Origin of the sequence: Calothrix sp. CCY 0018 (assembly GCF_963920925.1) — a bacterium.
Taxonomy (GTDB): domain Bacteria; phylum Cyanobacteriota; class Cyanobacteriia; order Cyanobacteriales; family Nostocaceae; genus Rivularia.
In genome coordinates, this window is record NZ_CAWUDI010000003.1 from 199,020 (window position 1) to 219,429 (window position 20,410).

Sequence of the window (20,410 nt, forward strand, 5' to 3'; positions counted from 1 at the left end):
CCCCCTGTTCCCTGTTCCCTATTCCCCATTCCCTGTATTCATAAAATCAATAAAAAATTCTGAAATAAATAACATAACAATAAATAAAAAAATGAATCAAGAAGATAACGCGCTGGAAAAAAAGACTCAGTTTCAAGGAAGCCAACATTTTAATGTTTTACTTAGCTTGTTGCGCGATCGCCAAGGGTTTTTAGAAGAAATTCGTCAGGAAATTAGATTGCAAAGTAAAACCAATTCACTACTGGTTTGTAGTTCTATTTTCTTTGCAATTTATGGTGGAATTATTGGTGCTTCTCATAGTTGGATGCAGGCATTAACCAGTACTATCAAACTTCCTGCATTCTACTTACTGTCGATCATGATTTGCTTTCCGACTTTATTCTTTTTCAATGTTTTATTCGGTTCCCGGAGTAGTTTAAAACAGCATTTTGTGGTGTTGCTTACGGCTGTATCGGTAATTAGCGTGTTGCTTTTTAGCTTTGCACCAGTGACGTTATTTTTTCTGATCACTACACCAGATTCTTACCAATTTTTCAAAATTCTTAACGTGTTGATTTTTGGAATTACGGGTGCATTTGGAGTTAAATTTCTTTACGACGGAATGCAGCTACTTTCCCAAGAAAATGAAACAGGTAAAGGTACTCGCACTACTATTTTAAGGTCTTGGTTGCTACTTTACGGCTTTGTCGGTATGCAGTTAGGATGGTTTTTAAGACCGTTTTTTGGTGCCCCCGGTACTAAGTTTGAATTGTTTCGCGAAGTACAGGGAAATTTTTATCTTGATATTGTTAAAGCAGTTTCGGAAATTTTGGGGTTTAGGTAAATCAGTTAGCAGTGAGCAGTGAGCAGTTAGGAGTTGAGAATAAAAAATAATACCCTCACCCTGGAAGGGTGGGGCTACACAAACAAAGCCCACCTGCGTGGGCTATTAGCAGTATAAATATTTATAACTCCTAACTTTTTACCCTAATAACTCATCAACTTCAACGCTGAAACCATTCAGCAGTCTTTGAGTATAAACAATATCTCCGGAGCCAAATATCAGTTTTTGATTTTCGGTAATAATAATAATCCAGCGATTTTCGGGGAAAATTAACCAAACTTCTTCGCTTCCGGAACGTAAGTACTCGTGAGACTTGGCAATTAATTCTTCGGCTAAGTCGGCAGGAGAAGCTACTTCGGCGATTAATGGAAAACTTTGGGGAAATACTTCTAAATCGCCGAAATGCTCTGCTAACTGCGGCGTGATGTATGCAACGTCTGGCGATCGCCCTTGAATTTTTGTGCGGCAAGGTACGTGATTGTACACTTCTCCACCTTGTCCGCTGTTATCTTTGTAACTCCTCCAATGATAGTAAAGATTGCCTAAAATCCTTCTTTGTTTGAGCGTTAAAGCCTTTTGCTCGCCAAATTCTTCATTTACCCATTCGATTTCATAAGCTTCATCAGCTTCTTCGTATGTGTCGTTAATGTTATCGAAAGGTTCTGCTTTATCTCCAGAGTTTTGCATCCAATCTACTTCTAAAATATCTTCTGAAATTTCTGCATCTTTAAGCGGGTTATTTATCCATTCTTCTAATGAAAAACTGGATGGAACTGCTGTAGAATCTTTCATTTACTTCTCCTCCGTCACCAATGAATCTGTTTTTTGTTTTTCTATAAACACACCCTACAGTCAGGAATTTTTCAATATTTATAGCGGCTAAAAGCTCGTTTTCAAAATTAAGCTTTAGTAGATTTTTCGGCAATATTTATGCATAAATATCTACCGTTACCACTATTAATATGATACGGTTGAAAATTTATATAACCCGGAAGAAGTTTATTTAATATCTGTGTAATTTCTCACAGTGGATTTTTGAAACGAAACCCATTTAATTCGAGTGGTTTATCAAACAAAAAATGAGGGTAGGGAGGGGGAAGAGGGGGAAGAAACGAATTTTTGGTGTTTACAATAAACTATTAGAATTAATGTGGTCAAGTATTAAAGGATGGGCGGAAAAGTATTATGTTTTACTTCGGGCACCTTGGAAACCTAACCCCCCTGCCCCCCTTCCCTATGAGGGAATGGGGGTAATAAGCCTTTCTCCTTCTAGGAGAGAGGTTCCGAGTATAGTTATTGACTTTTCAAACATCCTTTTATGACTATTTTTATTATTTATAGTTCCCAACCTAAAAAAATGTAGAGACGTAGCACTGCTACGTCTCCAAAATGTTGCGTAAAAACGAATATCTTACTACTTACTACTTACTGCTTTATCTGACTAAATCCCCAATCCAACCATTGAGTTAAAGCTTCCATATCCTTGGATTCCACCGTCGCACCACCCCAAATACGCAACCCTGGAGGTGCATCGCGGTAGGAACCAATATCGTAAGCAACTTCTTCTTTAGCCATCAAAGATACTAACTCTTTGGCTTTAGCTGCTTGCTCCTCTTTAGATAAAGATTGATACCATTTATCGGTAATCTTGAAACAGATAGAAGTATTGGAACGAATCGATTTTTCTTCTACTAGAAAATCAATCCAGTCAGATTTAGCAACCCAATCTTCTAAAACTTGTAAATTATTATTAGAACGTTCAATTAATTTTGATAAACCGCCGATAGATTTAGCCCATTTCAAACCATCGATCGCATCTTCAACACACAACATTGATGGTGTATTAATTGTCGAACCTTCAAAGATTCCTTCAATAAGTTTACCGCCTTTTGTTAAGCGAAAAATCTTTGGTAAAGGTCTATCGGGAGTATAGCTTTCTAATCTTTCAACCGCTCTTGGTGATAAAACAATTACACCATGCGCCGCTTCCCCACCCATGACTTTCTGCCAAGAATAAGTCAAAACATCGATTTTCTGCCAAGGAATTTCCATCGCAAAAGCGGCGGAAGTGGCATCACAAATTGTTAATCCCTGACGGTTATCTTTTATCCAATCGCCATTAGGAACTTTAACGCCAGAAGTTGTACCGTTCCAGGTGAATACTACATCGCGATCGGTGTCAACTGCTGAAAGATCGGGAATTTGCCCGTAATCAGCTTCATAAGTATTGATATCTTCGAGCTTCAACTGCTTGAGGGCATCAGTCACCCAGCCTTTACCAAAACTTTCCCAAGCTACAACATCAACACCGCGCTCTCCTAACATAGTCCACATCGCCATTTCCACCGCGCCGGTATCGGATGCAGGGACAATACCCAATCGATAATCGCTAGGAATTTGCAGGATTTCCTTAGATAGCTCGATCGCTTCCGCTAACTTTGCCTTACCTAACTTAGAACGGTGCGATCGCCCGACAGTTGCATCATTTAAAGCTGATAAAGTCCAGCCAGGACGTTTAGAACATGGCCCCGAAGAGAAATTAGGATTTTGAGGACGAATGCTTGGCTTTTGCGCCGATTTTTGTTGTGTTTGCATCGATTTGACAGGGAATATTGAACAGAAAAGTGTGATGCTAAATCGTAATTTATTCGCTCATAATAGCGGATTGTGGGTTATTTAGTGAATGAATAATTTTTATGAATTTGGCGTTGGGGTTGGGGTTGGGATTTGACGGGTGGATATGTGGCGATTTGATACCTGGCGATTTAAATCGCGGCTACACAGACGAAACCTGCCTCCGCAGGTTTATGAAGTAGTAGGTTGGGTTAGACGCACGACAATATTTAATGATTAACCAATAATTTATATTGCGTCGTAACCCAACACCAGTATTTTAATTTCATACGCAATTACCAACACAGATTTATGAATGAAGCGAATTGTTTCGTTAGATGTTTAATATTTATTTTAATTTGAATTATTTCGTTGAGTTTTCCAGATTGTGTTGGGTTGAACGGAGTGAAACCCAACCTACGAACTAAACTCATTTAGTCCAAATTATTGCCTTGAAATCAATTTCAAGAAACCAATAACAAAGTTAAATTCACAATTTGTACCAATGTCGTTAGCCCGATAACCCACACCTTGAAATAAATTTCAAGGCTAATATACAAAGTGTGTTTAAACGCACTAAAAGCCTCTGCCAGTCGTCTTTAGACGACTTTGTTTGTGAGCCTGGGAATTTATTCCAAGGCGGTGTTGAGAATGGTGCAAGATGTAAGATTTATCAGACTTTGTTTATTAGCCTGGAGAGCAGTGCGTTGCCGGGGTACAAAGCGGTTGTAGCAACTGCGGAGAATTTATTCCAAGGCGGGTATGAATGCCCAGCAAGATATTTATCTAAAATCCGGAATATTCACGATAAGCTTGTATGAAACCTCAGTGCAATCACTTAATATATTTTTGCATTAGTGTCTCAATTACAAAGCTATGCCACCAGACTACTCCGGACAAAATCTACGCGGACGCTCTTTTAAAGGTCAAAATTTAGAAGGTGCGAACTTCAGCCATGCAGATATTAGAAGTACAAACTTTACTGGTGCTAACCTGCGAGGAGCTAATTTTACTGGTACGAAAGCTGGTTTACAAAAGCGTTGGGCATTGCTGCTGGTTGTACTTTCTTGGCTACTGTCGGGAATATCGGGTTTTCTATCCCTATTTAATGGAGCTTTAATATCCTACATATTTGATTCTTCTCAATCTTTTGACAACAAAGTTGCAGGCTGGGTAGCACTGATTGTAACGATTATTGTATATATCGTTATTATCCGCCAAGGAATATCAGTAAGTCTCGCCGTAGCCGGAGCCGTAGCCTTCGCCGTAGCCTTCGCCGGAGCCTTCGCCGTAGCCGGAGCCTTCGCCGTAGCCGTAGCCGGAGCCGTAGCCGTAGCCGTAGCCGGAGCCGTAGCCGGAGCCGTAGCCGGAGCCGTAGCCGTAGCCGGAGCCGTAGCCGGAGCCGTAGCCGGAGCCGGAGCCGTAGCCGGAGCCGTAGCCGGAGCCGTAGCCGGAGCCGTAGCCGGAGCCGTAGCCGTAGCCGTAGCCGTAGCCGTAGCCGTAGCCGTAGCCGTAGCCGGAGCCGTAAGTGCTTACATAGCTTGGCGAGCAATGAAGGGAGATGAAAAATATGCTTTATTACGAAATGCAGCAGTTGCTTTTGCTGCTATTGGAGGTACGAGTTTTCGCGGTGCCGATTTAACCGATGCTAATTTCACTGCTGCTAAACTCAAAAGTACAGATATTAGAACAGCTAAACTGATTCGTACCTGTTTCCAGAAGACTAAATTACTCGATCGAGTACGTCCCGGTACTTCTTATTTACAACATTCTCAGATACGACAATTAATTTTAACAGGGCAAGGGCAAGATACAAATTTTGACCGTTTTGACTTACGAGGAATTAATTTAAAAAACTCTTTATTAACAGATGCAAGTTTCATCGGTACAGATTTAAGCGAAGCTTGTTTGCAAGATGCGGATTTATCCAGAGCTATATTAAAACAAACACAATTAGATAATACCGATTTAACCGGAGCAACGCTTACAGGGGCATATATTGAAGATTGGAATATTACCCATGAAACTAACTTTCGCGGGGTAAAGTGCGAGTACGTGTATATGCGCTTTCCCACCAAAGAAAATCCCAATCCCTTACGCAAACCAGATAACAATGCCGAAGTTTTTACAGATGGAGATTTTGGTGATTTTATCCAGCCAATATTTGACACTCTCGATCTTTATCATAACCAAGGTGTTGACCCCCGCGCAATGGCAGCTGCATTCAAAGAAATAGCTGAGAACAATCCAAATGCAGAACTTGAAATAGTAGCAATAGAAAGACGGGGAGAAGATAAAATACTTATCCGTGCAAAAACAGCAATAAGTGCTAATAAATCTGAATTAAGTAAAGATTATTTCATCAACTATAATCAATTAAAAGCATTAGCAGAAAAAGATTTCAAAGCTTTGATAGCACAGAAAGATAATAGCATTCGTAGATTAGAAAATATGATAGCGACGGCTTTAGAACGACCTAGTTTTTATCTCAAACAAGGGGATACAATTCGCAATATCAACATGGATACTGGTAACTACAACGAAGGCATTGAAGGCGATTATAACCAAAATAGTGGAATTTCTCAAAGCATGAGTGGTGGTACTATGCACGGTGGTATGCAAGCTGCTACTGGAGACAATAGCAATCAGCAAATGGAAAATAATGTTAACCAAGCTGATGACAAATAAGTAGGTAAACAAAAATATTTTCCGTCATTGCGAGTTAAACTAAGTGAAAGGAAGCAAGCGCAAGACTCTGGGATTGCTTCGTTCCTCGCAATGACAAACTACAAAGCTTTAAACACACGCCATTAATTTCATAGCCCACGCAGGTGGGCTTTGTTCTTATAGCCCCACCCTTCGAGGGTGCGGGCTTTTGTATGATGAAGATTTATTTTAATTCTAATCAATTCCAAAAAAATGACTAATACACTTGCAATCGAAGTTAATAATCTGTCAAAAAGTTTCAAAGGGAAACCCGCACTTGAAAAGGTATCTTGTACTATCTTTCAAGGTGAAATGGTTGCTCTTGTAGGTGCTTCTGGTTCTGGTAAATCTACATTATTACGTCATTTGAATGGTTTACATAGTGGAGATTCTGGAAGCGTTAATATCTTTGGCACTGCTCTACAAACCGATGGAAAAAATCATTCAAAAATTAGATATTTAAGAAGTCAAATTGGCTGTATTTTTCAGCAATTCAATTTGGTAAATCGCTTAACAGTTATCGAAAATGTTTTGGTTGGAAATCTGTCGCGATTATCTGTATTTAGTTCAATATTTCATTTATTTAGCAAAGAAGAAAAACTGCAAGCACTCGCAGCCCTCGAACGAGTTGGCATCCTCGAACAAGCCTACAAACGGGCTTCCATGCTATCGGGAGGGCAACAACAAAGAGTGGCGATCGCCCGCTGTTTGGTGCAGGGTGCAAAAATTATTCTTGCTGATGAACCCATTGCTTCTTTAGATCCCGAATCTTCCCGCAAGGTGATGGAATTGCTGGTTGAATTAAATCAACAAAGCGGAATTACAGTAGTAACTTCTTTACATCAAATCCAAGTAGTACGTAGCTATTACAATCGTGTAATTGCCCTACGAACTGGTAAAGTAATGTTTGATGGTGCAACTGTAGAACTAAATGATGCCAAACTCAAAGAAATTTATGGTGCAGCAGCAGATGAGCTTGTGATGAGAGGACATAGCGATTTTACGTAATTTTAGTTCTAAGTTTTGTCCTAATTAAACATTTTTATTACCGAAAATATTCCCAATTTATAATAATCACAATGAAAAGACGTTCTTTTATTCAACGTATTAGTTTATTCGCACTGGCTTTGACAGGTACTTTAGTTGTCGCTGCTTGCAATGCTTCTCAAGGTAGCGATAAGAATTTAGATGTCAGCGAAATTAAATTTGGCATTGTTTCAATGGAATCCCAAGCTAATCAAAAGCCAGCATGGGAACCTTTTATCAAGGAAATGGAAAAACAAGTTGGTGTTACCATAAAACCTTACTATGTTACCCAGTATTCCGGTGTAATAGAAGCGATGGCTGCTGGTGACGTGCAAATGGCTTGGTACGGTGGTAAATCTTACATTGAAGCTGCACAAAGATCCAACGCTGAAGTATTTGCTCAGACTATCAACCATGATGGAACTACGGGTTACACCTCTCACCTAATTGTTAACAAAGACAATCCCATCGCTGCACAAGCCAAAGCATTAGGCAAAAACAAAGGTGATGAGTATGTAATCGAGAATTCTAAAAACCTCACCTTTGCATTTAACGATCCAAACTCCACTTCTGGTTTCTTAGTTCCCAGCTACTATATATTTGCTAAAAATCAAATTAATCCCAAAGAAGCTTTTAAACGTTTAATATTTGCAGGTAGTCACGAAGCAACCGCTTTAGCCGTAGCCAACAATCAGATAGACGTTGCCACCAACAACAGCGAATCATTATCTCGTTTAGAAGGAATCAACCCCGAAGCCCGTAAGAAAGTAGAAGTAATTTGGACATCAGAACTAATTCCTAGCGATCCGATTGCATATCGCAAAGACTTACCAGAAGACTTAAAAACAAAAATTAAAGACTTTTTCTATAACTATAAAGATGAAAAAGTTCTCAAACCATTAAAGTGGCAGGGATTTGTTGCCGCAGAAGATAAAACTTGGGACACAATCCGCGAGCTAGAAATTTCTAAGAAAAAGATAGAAGTTGAGTCTAACAAGAATTTAAGCGAAGCAGATAAGAAAAAGCAACTTGATGAACTTGATAAAGAGCTAAAGGGAATTAAGAAGTAATTGGTAATGGGTTCGTAGTAGCGCTTCAGCGCATCTGAAATCCGGATGCGCTGAAGCGCTACTACAAACAAAAGAACCTTGCAACAAGAAAACACAAAAAATGAACCTAAAAAAACCAGCTTCAACTATTCCTAAAAACATCAATATTTCTCCTGCTGTAACAGCAGTATTAGAACAAGAAGCAAAGCTAGTTACCAATACCAGAATTTTCTTTTTAATAATTAGTATCGTAATTTTAATATTATCCGCCATCCAAAGCGAAATCAATTTTTTCTTATTTCTCGATCCAGAACGGATTAATAGAATAGCCAACTACATCCCACAATATTTTCCCCCAGACTTTACCGATTGGAAATATTATTTAATAGATACACTTATCACTATAGCAATGGGAATTTGGGGAACTTTATTAGCAGCCATCGCAGCAATTCCTCTTTCAATTTTGGCATCAAATAATGTTTCCCCTGTCTGGATAGTTCAACCAACGCGCCGTCTTTTAGATGCGATGCGTGCTATTGACGAATTAGTATTTGCTCTAATATTTATAGTCGCCGTCGGTTTGGGCCCTTTTGCGGGCGTTTTAGCGTTGTTTTTCCATACTGCTGGAACTTTAGGTAAACTATTTTCCGAAGCAGTTGAAGCAATCGAACCCGCTCCCGTAGAAGGAATTCGCGCTACAGGTGCGAGTAAATTGCAAGAAGTTATTTACGGCATTATTCCTCAAGTTATTCCTTTGTGGACTTCCTTTACTTTGTATCGTTTTGAAGCCAATGTGCGCTCCGCTTCTGTATTAGGAATTATCGGCGCTGGAGGTATTGGTTTTTCTTTATATCAAAGCTTTGGATCTTTTGAATATCAGAAAGTCTGTGCGATTTTAATTATTTTAATATTAGCGACAAGTATTATTGATTTTGTTTCTGCAAGAATTAGGAATTGGTTGGTTTGATCGCAATTTGGAATATTTATTTGTAAAAATATATTGTCACTGCCGTCAACGCACAAAATGTCTAACTATTGCATAAGGATGTCTGTCTGTGACAGGGTGAGGTAAAATTTGTATTCTACTCAAGTGAAAACATCTATACTTTATCTAAATAAAAACTTGGTGGTAAATTATGCAGCAAGCAAAAAGCGAAGTACTAATTTTAGAAGATGGACAAACTCCACCACCACAAACCCAAATTCCAGTAAGAAAGCCGCAGTGGTACGATACTTTTAGATATATTGCTAATCCCGATAAATTTTGTCGTCACAATCTCGAAAAGTACGGAGCAATTTTTAATACTGGTGTTTTCGGCGGTACAACTATTTTTGTGGGTGAGTCAAAAGCCATTCAGATGGTATTTAATGGCGATTCGCAGTATACAGAAATTGCCTTACCACCTACCACAATGGATATGTTCGGCGAGTACAGTTTATTTCAACGTCCAGATTTACATCGTCAGCGTAAAAGTGCTTTGCAACCTGGTTTAAATGGACGTTTATTAGAAGGGTACATCCCACATATTAATCATGTAATTAAAAAGGGCTTAGAAAAATGGAATACTCCCGGAAAAATTGCTGTTTATCCAGAAGTCGAAAAAATCTGTTTTGATGTACTAACTCCTTTACTATGGGGAGTAAAATTAGATGATAATCATCCCGAAAGTTTTGCCGGTTTACCTGTAGGAAATAAAGCGCAAGTCAAAGCTTTATATAAAACTTATTTTGATGGATTTTATGGTTTATTAAAATGGAAATCGCCTTTAACAGCTTACGGTAGAGGAATCAAAGCACGTGCAAAGTTAATCGAATTTATGCGTGCGGTGATTCAGCGAAGAAAAAAGGAAGAAATAAATCCTACATCTGATTTTTTGGCAATGATGCTAGCTAGTCAGCAGGAAAATCTTGAAGGTGTTTTTAGCGATGCTTTGATAGAAAACCAATGTCTTTTGCAGTTATGGGCTTCTCACTACGAAATTTCTGGTTTAGTTTCTTCCCTGATTTATCAGTTGGGAAAATACCCGCAGTTTGTTAAGAAGTTACGTCAAGAACAAGCTGAATTAATTCCAGAAATAGATATGTTTTCGCAAGACTTGCTCAAGCAAATGGAATTTATGGAAGCAACTATCAAGGAAACTCTAAGAACTTTACCACCTAGTTCTACCGCGAACCGTCGCTTGACGAAATCAGTAGTTGTGGATGGAATACTTTACAAAAAAGGTTTTACTATAATTGCCGAACCGCGACTAGCTCATATAATGGAAGAACATTTTGCAGAGCCAGATAAATTCGATCCAGAACGCTTTTTAGCACCTCGCAATGAAGGTAAAATGTACGAATTTATTCCTTTTGGCGGAGGCGTACACGCTTGTTTAGGGGCACAGATGGCAATGCTTGTAACAAAGATTTTTGCTTCTCATTTACTAAATCGATTTGATTGGGAATCAACACAAGAGGCTTCGTTTGTACAGTTTCCTTTAAAAAAATTAAAAGATAATTATCAAATTAATTTGCTTTCATCAAAGTATTAATATCAATTAAGTTTATTGCAGTTGATTTTTAATCCAAGCAACTGACTTGAGATTAATCTTAATTTTAGAAAACTTGAGTAATTTTAACGCCCATAATACTTAATGTCGGATTTTGCTTGGGTAAGGGTACAAATGTTGGGTTGCACTGTCACTTTACCCAACCTACGAATTACTAAAAATCAAGATTATTCGCGCCATAACACACCCTACAAATTGATAATTGATAGTTGATAATTGAACATTGTTAACCGTCAATCCCACCAATCACAAACGCCGCCCAATAATAAGGATGATTGTATAATTTTGTGTCGGCTTCTATTTGACTTGTTCTATATAATTGTGTCGCTAATTGAGCTTTCATTCTCAATCCTTCGGGGGGAAGTTGATTGAGCAGGCTTTCGTACCATTTTGTTAACTCTCCTGCTGTCAATTCTCTCAACCATTCAACGGCTTCTGCTAAGGCAAATACTGGTGTTTGAGATTGCAGTCTGCGATAAAACTCGATCGTTACTAAAGCGTTGGCAGTTGATTCTACTCTCCACAAAGTATTTACTACGTTACTAACTCCCTGACTCAACAAAGCGCTGGTTAAACCGGCGTATTCGGTAGCGATTTTTTGCTTGTTTGCAGTAATTTCGCTGGCTGAGAGGGCAAATAAGTCGTAACCGTTGAGAGGTTTTGTACAAATTTCTTCTAAAGTGATTTTATCTTCCCCTGCTAATAAGATTTCTGATATTGAAGGATTTACTTTAATGTCAGATGCATAACCGTAAAAATTAAATATATTGTAGTTTCCTATTAAAGCATTTTCTACTTCTGATTTCGTTGCTTTCGATCCCTGAATGCGACGGGGATTATCAAACATTTGACTGATAGCTAAAGCTGCTAATTTAGCTGATTTAAAAGGAGGATAATCTTTTGTATCGGGATGTTCGACACTAAGTAGTTTTAATGAAGATTTATTTGCAGAGGATTTTTTCTGTTGAAGATTTAATCCTATTTGCAGGCTGGGTAAATAGCTGATAGCAAATTTTGAGGAAAATAATCCGTGCAAGGGTAATTTATGTAAATCGCGGTGGGGAATTAAAATCAGATTTGTGATTCCTTGCAGTTCCTGCTCTATGCTGCTGATACTCAGTATTTCTCTGAGCCTCCCCAGCCGCTGTTCCATATCCCCACGCCAAGAATGATCGATTTTACTTTGTTTATTCCTGGTTTCGCTGCGATAGTCGCCGTATTCGCGATTCCAATCTTCTAACCAGTCTTCAAATGCTACTAAACGATTTACTGCTTCGGGTAAAGGAAACTCGTTAGGCGCTACATTCAGCACTGGTGTAAATACTGGAATGGGTTCTGGCGCATTGGGTTTGATAATGAAGGTGCGTAAGCTCGATGGGCTGAGATGCCAGTAAATTGCGGCGGTTGTGGGATTGAGTAACTGTAAAATCGAACTGTAATTTGGCGAATAAATTTGATCCGTCCAACCGTAGAGCAGCCAAGTCAAACAAGCATTTTTACCATGTTCGGCGATTTCTAAGCCTTGGACTATTTCACCGTACTGGATGGCAATTTCAACTGCTAGCTGTTCAAAAGCAATATTTTTCAAAGTTAATTGCTTTCTACTTTCATCGCTGCGATTTGCTTGGGTTAATAATTCTTGCAAGAAATCGGTGCTGTATTGATGCAACTCCTGCGCTTGTGCAGTTTCCGTCAAACCAACCAGAACTTTGATGAAGTGTTGCAATACTTCTAAATGTAAATCGGGGAAATCATCTGCGGTAATCGTCGCGAATGCTTGATTGTATTCATCTACCGCTTGATACCAATAGTCGCGGGGTAATAAATATCTCTTACCAATGTCGTAATAACAATTACCGATCGCTAAATGCAGTCTACCCCAACCTTCTGGCTGGGTATCGTCACCAACATATTTTAAAGCTTCTAAATAGCTGGTTAATTTACCTTCTTCACCCCGTGCATTCAAAGCAGAGTTTGTTTGAGCAACTGGACTAGATAAACTCAACTCGTGATCAAAATACTGGGATTTTTCTGCTGCACTACCTCTACCGAGCCAAGCTTCCCAATAATCAGCTTTAATTTGTAGCGCGCGATCGTAACAAAGAATAGCTTGTTCGTATTGCTCTAAATAGAACAGCACAACGGCTCGGTTGTACCAAGCGAGGTGGAAGTTAGGTTCAATTTCTAAAGTTTTATCGTAAGATGCAACCGCTTCTTCTCTACGTCCCAAATTATCAAAAGCTACAGCCCGGTTAAACCAAGTTAAGTAGAAATCCGGTCTAAGTCCTAAAGCTTTATCCCAAGAAATAATAGCCTGTGCCCATTCTCCCAATTGTCCCTGGGCTACACCTCTATCAACCCAAGCATCGTGTAAAAACGGTTCGATTTCCAGAGCTTTATCGTAAGAATCAATCGCATCTACATATCGGGCATCCCCAGATAAAGCGACACCTCGGTAATACCAATTTTCCGGATCTAGAGGTTCCAATTCTAACGACTTATCGTAACTAAAGATAGCTTCATCTAAACGCCCTAACTTCAGTAACGCCAAACCATTACTAGACCAAGCTTCCTGGTAATTGGGTCGAATTTCAAGTGCTGTATTAAAAGAAATAATAGCATCTTCTAAAAATCCCAATTCACCTAAAGCTCTACCCCGGTTGTACCATCCTTTATAAAAATCGTTTTTAATTTCAATCGCTTTGTCATAAGAGGCGATCGCACCTTCTAAATCTCCCAAATGGAACAGCGTCAAACCTCGGTTAAACCAATATTCGTGTATGTCTGGCTTGGTTTGTACCGCTTTTTCGTACAGTTCAACGGCAGCTTCCAGATTACCGGCTCTAGCTTGGGCAAGCCCTTGGTAATACCATGCTTCAGCTTGTTGGGCAACTGTATCGTTATCAATAGGTATGCCATTGACAACTAAAGCTGAAGATTTTTGTTCTCCTAATCCAGAAGCAAGCTGACGAACTAAACTTGCACTTTCATCCAACTTTATCAACAAATCGTTTACAGTCGTTGCTGGAACTGATTCTTCTGAAGCTTTTGGTTGCTCGAATATTTCTATTTCTTGTTCATCTTCTACTTCCGAAGCTAAATCCAATAAAGCATTAAAGGTTTGATCGGATTCTTCATCTTCAACCGAATCTTCAGTAGGATCTTCAATCGGTACAAAACTTGTATTTATAGGTTCGCCAACTTCGGGAATATAATCTTGGCTTGGTACTTCAACTCTCTCCGAGGTATCCTGCGGCGGATAATCCCATACCACGCTCAAATCGTTGATAAATTCCTGTTCGTGAGCATTAACAGTTTCGTCTTCGACAAGTTGTGTTTCCTCCCATAACAATTCTCCTAAATTGCGTACCAAATCTTGTCCGGGGGTGGCTTGTTCGGTTACTTCATGTATTTCAGCTTCTTCAACGAAATCTTCTTCTAAATCTTCTTCCTGTTCAAATACAATTTCTTCTCCAGTGTAAGAATTGGATACTTGTCCATTAGTACTTTCAAACGTTACAGCTTCTTCTAACTGTTCTTCTTCTAAATCTTCTTCGTACTCAAATACCTGTTCGTATAAACTGTAGGATAATTCTTCTTCTAATGCTGCGTTATTAGTATTTGACAGCGCTTCCGTTGCTTCTTCGTACTCAAATACTTCTTCGTATAAGCGATCGGGAAACTGTTCTAGAGATGCCGGTATATTATTTTCTGGGGCAATTGTGGTTTCAGATGGTTCGTAATCTTCCCATAATAATTCCCCAAATTCTTTAATCAACTCTTGCCCAGGAGATTCTGCGAACGAATTTGGGATCTCGAATTCACCATCCACCGCAATTGATTCAATTATCGGTTCCTCTTCACGATCAACCCCAAATGGTTTAATAATAAATTCTTCCGATACCGGCGAGGCAGGAGTTAGCCCTTCAGACTCAGTAGAAATCGGAATCGAATACACTGGTTGCTGCTTTGAATTGCGAGTTAATAGCTGCACCCCAATATCGTAAGCAGCATCTCCTATTTCTCCAATTTCGAGTTCCCCCAATTCCACCATTCTCGAAGCCAACTCGTAATTCGGAGCCGACGAAGCTAATACTTTGTTACCAAAGTGGCCCAACCACTCCAACCAACGCTTCGGAGAAACCCGATGTTCGATATTTTGCAGCCACCTTTGCGCCCAATGTTGTCCTCGCGCTTGATGTACACCTTCAAGAAGTTGGGTAAACAAAAATTCCAGATCCGAATTTGTCAGTTCTGGCAACTCCCTAACGGCGTGCATCCCCTTCTCTTTCATAGAAGGAGCCTGCTTACCACCAAAAATATCCTGGATAAACTTTATGAACCTCTGCACTAGCCGCCTGAGCATCTGCTGCATTGTAAAATATAGTTCACATCGAATTTTAACGAGCGCAATGTAAAAAAAGAATAATTACGTAATAGGCTACCAAAGTATGTGAACTTTTCTACAAATGCAGCCAATTACGTTCGTAAAAAGTCAACACTATAATAAATTAAGGCTGATTTTTAGCAACGCTCGGTAAAATATCAATTTGTGGAATTAGAAGTAACATTGTCACTTCTGAGATAACTTAACAAAATTTCCGGAAAATAACTTGCTAGACAAGATACCCTTTGGGAACAAAATAAAACGACCCAAAAATTCTGTATACATAACAACAATATTGATCGTTAAAGCACTCAAACTTTACAATATATTAAGGTACCATTATCAAATCTTTAGGTCCGATCTAATATTTGTGCGCGCATTATCCAGCGGTATGGTATTGATTAACTAAAGCCTGAACGATAACTTCTGGGTCATCTGTTTCAATTCCCAGTTGTTGGGCAATTTGCGCTCTCAAGTTTACGTCTTCTTGCATCAACTCGATTAACTCTTCGAGAGTAATAGTTTGATATTCCCCTTCTGCATCGCTTTCGGCTTGTTGAGCAGGTGCAGCTTGAACTAAACTTTCTTCACGCACGGCAGGTTCTACTTGAGCATCGGGACCAACGTACTCCCATATAGGTTCTGCTTGGTTGCGCGTTAACAATCGCATCCCGATATCGTAGGCAGCATTGGAAACTTCGCCAACTCCCAACTCTCCTAACTGTACCAGCCGAGAAGCCAACTCATTATTTGGTGTCGGTGCAGCTAACAACTTATCGCCAAATTTTCTTAGCCATTCCACCCAACGCTGTTGAGGAACCCGATGTTCAATATTATCTAACCATTTTTGCGCCCAAGCTTCTCCCCGTGCTTGATGAACACCTTGCAACAGTTCCGCAAACAGAAACTCCAAATCGGTATCATTTAAAGGAGGTGGTGGAGACGAAGCAGAACTATGTGAAGAACTATGCCTAACCGACGAATGTTGTTTTTTACCAAATAGCCCTTGAAAAAACTTTTTGAACCATTGAACCAAGCGTTTTAGCATAAGGGCACCCACAGAGTATTAATTACCATAAGATTGTAGCTACTTGTAACGAATTCTCTCTAAGTATTTGTTTTTTTTAAGATATAAATTTTACCAATCAGTGAACAGTGACCAGTTAGGAGTTAGGAATTATTTCTTCCCCATCTCCCCTTGTCCCCTTGTCCCCTTGTCCCCATCTCCCCATCCCCATTTTATTAAATTACAAATAAACAATTAAAATAGATAAACCCCTAAAAGGGGAAAGCTTTCACAGCGCTGTCTCCTCCATGTCTTACGAACCGCTACATCATAAGTATCGCCCGAAAACTTTTGCCGAATTAGTTGGACAAGAGGCGATCGCCACTACTCTTACTAATGCAATTAATACTCTCAAAATTGCTCCGGCTTATCTATTTACTGGTCCTCGGGGGACGGGTAAAACTTCTAGTGCGCGGATTTTGGCGAAATCGCTTAACTGTGTCAACAGCGATAAGCCTACGCCGCATCCATGTGGAAAGTGTAACGTTTGTCAAGAAATTAGTAAGGGTACCACTTTAGATGTAATTGAAATTGATGCTGCTAGCAATACAGGGGTCGATAATATTCGAGAAATTATCGAAAGAGCGCAATTTGCCCCAGTTCAATGCCGCTACAAGGTTTATGTGGTTGATGAATGTCATATGCTCAGTACTCAAGCGTTCAATGCGCTACTCAAGACACTAGAGGAACCACCCAAACACGTCGTCTTTGTTCTCGCAACAACAGATCCGCAAAGAGTACTAGCAACAATCATTTCGCGCTGCCAAAGGTTTGATTTTAGACGTATCCCCATAGATGCTATGGTGCAGCATTTAAGTGAAATTGCAAAAACTGAAAATATTCATATTACACAAGAAGCCGTTACAATAGTTGCTCAAGTTGCCCAAGGAGGATTGCGAGACGCTGAAAGTCTTTTAGATCAGCTGGGTTTATTACCGGGGGAAGTAACTCCTGAAAAAGTTTGGGATTTAGTAGGTTCGGTAAGCGAACAGGATTTATTAGATTTATTAATAGCAATTGTAGAAGATAACTCCGAAGCCGTAATTGACTGTACCCGCGAAATATTAGACCGTGGTAGAGAACCTTTAATTATTCTGCAAAATCTCGCTTCGTTCTACCGCGATTTACTCATTGCCAAAACTGCACCCAATCGTAATGATTTAGTTGCTTGCACTCAAGGTATGTGGAAAGTACTTATAGATATTGCTCAAAACCTTGAAATAACTATGATTTTGCACGGGCAGCAACATCTACGTACTGCTGAAGTACAAATCAAAAATACCACTCAACCGCGCTTATGGCTGGAAGTAACTTTACTAGGATTATTACCATCAGCAACTATTACTCAAGCACCAGCTATTAGTCATAAACAAAACTTACCCAAAACTCCCCCAAACCCAGCCAAAACAATCGAACGTACCGCTACCACAACCAGAACCGTACAGCAAACACCACCTACAGTTGCACCCTCCGGGTATCTCCCTATGCCCTCCGGGCACGCTCCGCTAACGGGAGACACTGACGCTAACGCCAGTTTGCTTATGCCGGGGAACCCCGAAGTTTCTTTAAGCGGGCGGCAGTCGCTACAACGGGGGGAACCCCCGCAACGCGCTGCCTTGGGAACCCCGCCAACGAACTTCTCTTCGTCCACCGCAACTGGCTCACCATCTCATCCACCCACACAAACAGAAAACGGAACTAAAACACAAGCTGTTTCTCCCCCCTCTACCCCCTCCTCCCCACCTAATCCTTCTCCCCCTCCCTCCCCGCCGACCCAAGCAGCCTCACAAGGCAACCTCAACGAACTTTGGCAGCAGGTACTCGCCAACCTCATACCAGTTTCTCGAAGAGAACTACTGCGTCAAATGTGCCATGTCGTCGAGTTTAACGGTTCTATAGCTCGCGTTGCCGTCAAAGAGAAATGGTATGACAAAGTTAAAGAAGAAAAATCTCAAATTAAAACAGCATTTCAAGTAACTTTCAATAGTGAAATCGAAGTAAATTTAGAAATTGCAAACTCTAATTCTTCTGCGGCAACTCCAACAGTACAGCAACAGCAAAACGTTACACCCACACAAGCAGCACCACAACCAGCACCGCAAACCGCGCCACAACCAGCACCAGAGCCTACCCCACAACCGGCACCACTTCCTACTCCAGAAAAAACGCAACCACCATCATCATCAACCCCAACAGTTCAGCCAGCTGCGGTAAGTAATACCGCTCCCCCTCCCCAAACAACTCGCGCGCGTGCTCAACCAACCCCAATAGCAGAAGATCCAGAAACTTCGGAACTAATGAAAGCCGCTCAGCGTTTAGCAGATGCATTAGACGGAGAGATTATTTCATTACACGAAGAAAATACAGAAATATCCGACGAGCCAATAGACTCATCGGAATTAGAAGAAATTGAAGACGATGATGTTGAGTTTTGACAGTTAGGAGTTAGGAGTTAGGAGTTAGGAGTTAGGAATTCTTTCTCCCCACCTCCCCATCTCCCTATCTCCCCATCTCCCCATCACTCACCTTGACGTAAGGTTTTCACCCACTTCAAGCGCTTGGGAAGTACTGACATCCGAGCGGTGGTGCTGCTTATGACTACTATCCAATGGAACATGAATAAAATGCCCCGCAGGCTTTGTAGCAACAACATCAAATAGGCATAAGTTTTTAAACTTTTATTTTTATGTATCCGTTTAAGACCGGCAAACATTCCTAAAAATGATACTGTTACTGTCATCCCGGTTAATGGACTTAAAATCGGCAGCCGATGACGTGCGATCGCCATTAATAAATCCGGAATTGCTGCGGTGGGAATAATGTACTGAATCAAGACAAAATTGATTAACAGTTCCAAGGTTTTCCACGTACCCATGCGGTTACGAAGAATTAAGTCCCAATAGTCGAGATAGCGCTGATATCCTCCTTCTGCCCAACGATTACGCTGATGCCAAAGAGACATTGCGCTGGTAACGCCTTCTTCTTTAACTACCGGAAAAAATACGCATTCAATGTCCCATTTGTCAAGATGTAGACGGAGCGTTAAATCTAAATCGTCGGTGATAGTTTCTTCATTCCATCCGCCACAACTATATAAAGCTTTACGGCGAACAAATTGACCGTTGCCGCGTAATTCGCCAATACCATTCCTCAAACTTCGCTTTCGTTGGAAAAAGGTATCGACACCCATTTCAGCCATTTGACCTTTTGTCAAAAAATTAGTTGAAGCATTAGCGATTTCTTTTCGCAACTGCACCGCTCCAACATTATCTCGTTGAAACAAAGGTATAGTTCGCAGCAAAATATCGCTAGAAACTTGAGCATCAGCATCAAATACAGCAACGACTTCACCCTTAGTCAGCGGTAGCACTTGGTTTAATGCTCCCGACTTGCCACCGCTCGCTCCAGGTTTTCGTCGGAATACTTTTAAATGTTCGTATTTATCTGCTAGTTCGTATAGCAATTGTGGTGTTTTATCGCTGCTATTATCATCAACTATCCACACTTCATACCCAGACGAAGGGTAATCCAAGTTGCAAAGATTATTTACTAAATTGCTAATGACTAATTCTTCATTTTTTGCTGCAACTAATAAAGACACAAAAGGTAAATCGCCTTCTCTAACTTCATCTCCATGACGAGGTTTGGCAAATACGATTACCAAGGAGTGAAGTCCAACAACGGTAGCTAACCCTAATACAAATAAAGACCCCCAAGAAACTAGGTGCAAAGCAATCGTACCGCTCCAGACCATTGTCAGAACTACAGCAGCTTTGCGCCTACGACCTTGAAACCGGGAAGGAACAGTTAATTCTGGTGATTTTTGTTCTTCTAACTCCTTATTCGCCGACATATCGGCAAACATCGAGTTCAGGGAATCAAGTTCGTTATAATCTTTTTCGGGCCAGGAATTCGCTGGCATAGTTTACTTAATTTGAATGCAATTAATTTTATACAAAAATGCGCTTGATACTGGTTTTGGATAAGGCTACACTTACACCGCGTTCGTTAAACCAATAGCTTAGTTTAAACCTGGTGGCATTTCTCCTTAACCGTTGAACGTCTTGCAATAAAACTGATGAATTTGTCGGGTAATATCGCAATCTTACTAATTGGTTGTCAAGAGTATCTTGTGAAAGCGTAGTTATCGCTTAAAAAATAAGAATGACTGCATTTACTTTACTTAAA

At 40.2% G+C, this 20,410-nt stretch carries 12 protein-coding genes; 7 read left to right on the forward strand and 5 right to left on the reverse strand.

Features of this window, described 5'->3' with window-relative positions:
* Nucleotides 1–91: 91 nt before the first annotated feature.
* Complete coding sequence (locus tag ACM03V_RS03545) at nt 92–823, forward strand: actin-binding WH2 domain-containing protein (RefSeq protein WP_414619370.1); 732 nt, start codon at nt 92–94, stop codon at nt 821–823.
* 138 nt (nt 824–961) lie between these two features.
* Here ACM03V_RS03545 and ACM03V_RS03550 read toward each other — a convergent pair whose 3' ends face one another.
* Nucleotides 962–1,615: a Uma2 family endonuclease gene (locus ACM03V_RS03550; RefSeq protein ID WP_414619371.1), complete on the reverse strand. Its 654-nt coding sequence runs from the start codon at nt 1,613–1,615 to the stop codon at nt 962–964.
* Between the two features lie 633 nt (nt 1,616–2,248).
* Nucleotides 2,249–3,418, reverse strand: coding sequence for a phosphoserine transaminase (locus tag ACM03V_RS03555; RefSeq protein ID WP_414619372.1), 1,170 nt, complete (start codon nt 3,416–3,418; stop codon nt 2,249–2,251).
* Between the two features lie 894 nt (nt 3,419–4,312).
* On the opposite strand from ACM03V_RS03555, the gene ACM03V_RS03560 reads away from it, so the two are divergent.
* The 5 genes from ACM03V_RS03560 (at nt 4,313) to ACM03V_RS03580 (ending at nt 10,751) form a co-directional block, all read left to right on the forward strand.
* On the forward strand, nt 4,313–6,124 hold the full coding sequence (locus ACM03V_RS03560; protein WP_414619373.1) for a pentapeptide repeat-containing protein: 1,812 nt from the start codon (nt 4,313–4,315) through the stop codon (nt 6,122–6,124).
* A gap of 231 nt (nt 6,125–6,355) precedes the next feature.
* On the forward strand, nt 6,356–7,150 hold the full coding sequence (gene phnC / locus ACM03V_RS03565) for a phosphonate ABC transporter ATP-binding protein (protein WP_414619374.1): 795 nt from the start codon (nt 6,356–6,358) through the stop codon (nt 7,148–7,150).
* 71 nt (nt 7,151–7,221) lie between these two features.
* Nucleotides 7,222–8,238 carry a phosphonate ABC transporter substrate-binding protein gene (gene phnD / locus ACM03V_RS03570; RefSeq protein ID WP_414619375.1) on the forward strand — a complete coding sequence of 339 codons (1,017 nt, stop codon included), beginning with the start codon at nt 7,222–7,224 and terminating at the stop codon, nt 8,236–8,238.
* Nucleotides 8,239–8,338: 100 nt separating this feature from the next.
* Complete coding sequence (gene phnE / locus ACM03V_RS03575; RefSeq protein ID WP_414619376.1) at nt 8,339–9,184, forward strand: phosphonate ABC transporter, permease protein PhnE; 846 nt, start codon at nt 8,339–8,341, stop codon at nt 9,182–9,184.
* Between the two features lie 169 nt (nt 9,185–9,353).
* Nucleotides 9,354–10,751, forward strand: coding sequence for a cytochrome P450 (locus ACM03V_RS03580; RefSeq protein ID WP_414619377.1), 1,398 nt, complete (start codon nt 9,354–9,356; stop codon nt 10,749–10,751).
* A gap of 244 nt (nt 10,752–10,995) precedes the next feature.
* Here ACM03V_RS03580 and ACM03V_RS03585 read toward each other — a convergent pair whose 3' ends face one another.
* The gene (locus tag ACM03V_RS03585) at nt 10,996–15,120 is read right to left on the reverse strand and encodes a tetratricopeptide repeat protein (RefSeq protein ID WP_414619378.1); all 4,125 of its coding nucleotides are present in this window, start codon (nt 15,118–15,120) and stop codon (nt 10,996–10,998) included.
* A 415-nt stretch (nt 15,121–15,535) separates the two neighbouring features.
* A complete protein-coding gene (locus ACM03V_RS03590) occupies nt 15,536–16,204 on the reverse strand; it encodes a hypothetical protein (RefSeq protein ID WP_414619379.1) in 669 nt (222 codons plus the stop codon).
* 266 nt (nt 16,205–16,470) lie between these two features.
* Between ACM03V_RS03590 and ACM03V_RS03595 the strand changes: the two genes are divergently transcribed.
* Nucleotides 16,471–18,657 (forward strand): DNA polymerase III subunit gamma/tau, encoded by a 2,187-nt coding sequence (locus ACM03V_RS03595; protein WP_414619380.1) that lies wholly within the window; start codon nt 16,471–16,473, stop codon nt 18,655–18,657.
* Between the two features lie 83 nt (nt 18,658–18,740).
* Here ACM03V_RS03595 and ACM03V_RS03600 read toward each other — a convergent pair whose 3' ends face one another.
* The gene (locus ACM03V_RS03600; RefSeq protein ID WP_414619381.1) at nt 18,741–20,144 is read right to left on the reverse strand and encodes a glycosyltransferase; all 1,404 of its coding nucleotides are present in this window, start codon (nt 20,142–20,144) and stop codon (nt 18,741–18,743) included.
* Between the last annotated feature and the right edge of the window lie 266 nt (nt 20,145–20,410).

Bases quoted from the DNA above. Each gene is read 5' to 3' on its own strand.
- ACM03V_RS03545 (WP_414619370.1), top strand. From the start codon at position 92: ATGAATCAAGAAGATAACGCGCTGGAAAAAAAGACTCAGTTTCAAGGA.
- ACM03V_RS03550 (WP_414619371.1), bottom strand. From the start codon at position 1,615: ATGAAAGATTCTACAGCAGTTCCATCCAGTTTTTCATTAGAAGAATGG.
- ACM03V_RS03555 (WP_414619372.1), bottom strand. From the start codon at position 3,418: ATGCAAACACAACAAAAATCGGCGCAAAAGCCAAGCATTCGTCCTCAA.
- ACM03V_RS03560 (WP_414619373.1), top strand. From the start codon at position 4,313: ATGCCACCAGACTACTCCGGACAAAATCTACGCGGACGCTCTTTTAAA.
- phnC (WP_414619374.1), top strand. From the start codon at position 6,356: ATGACTAATACACTTGCAATCGAAGTTAATAATCTGTCAAAAAGTTTC.
- phnD (WP_414619375.1), top strand. From the start codon at position 7,222: ATGAAAAGACGTTCTTTTATTCAACGTATTAGTTTATTCGCACTGGCT.
- phnE (WP_414619376.1), top strand. From the start codon at position 8,339: ATGAACCTAAAAAAACCAGCTTCAACTATTCCTAAAAACATCAATATT.
- ACM03V_RS03580 (WP_414619377.1), top strand. From the start codon at position 9,354: ATGCAGCAAGCAAAAAGCGAAGTACTAATTTTAGAAGATGGACAAACT.
- ACM03V_RS03590 (WP_414619379.1), bottom strand. From the start codon at position 16,204: ATGCTAAAACGCTTGGTTCAATGGTTCAAAAAGTTTTTTCAAGGGCTA.
- ACM03V_RS03595 (WP_414619380.1), top strand. From the start codon at position 16,471: ATGTCTTACGAACCGCTACATCATAAGTATCGCCCGAAAACTTTTGCC.
- ACM03V_RS03600 (WP_414619381.1), bottom strand. From the start codon at position 20,144: ATGCCAGCGAATTCCTGGCCCGAAAAAGATTATAACGAACTTGATTCC.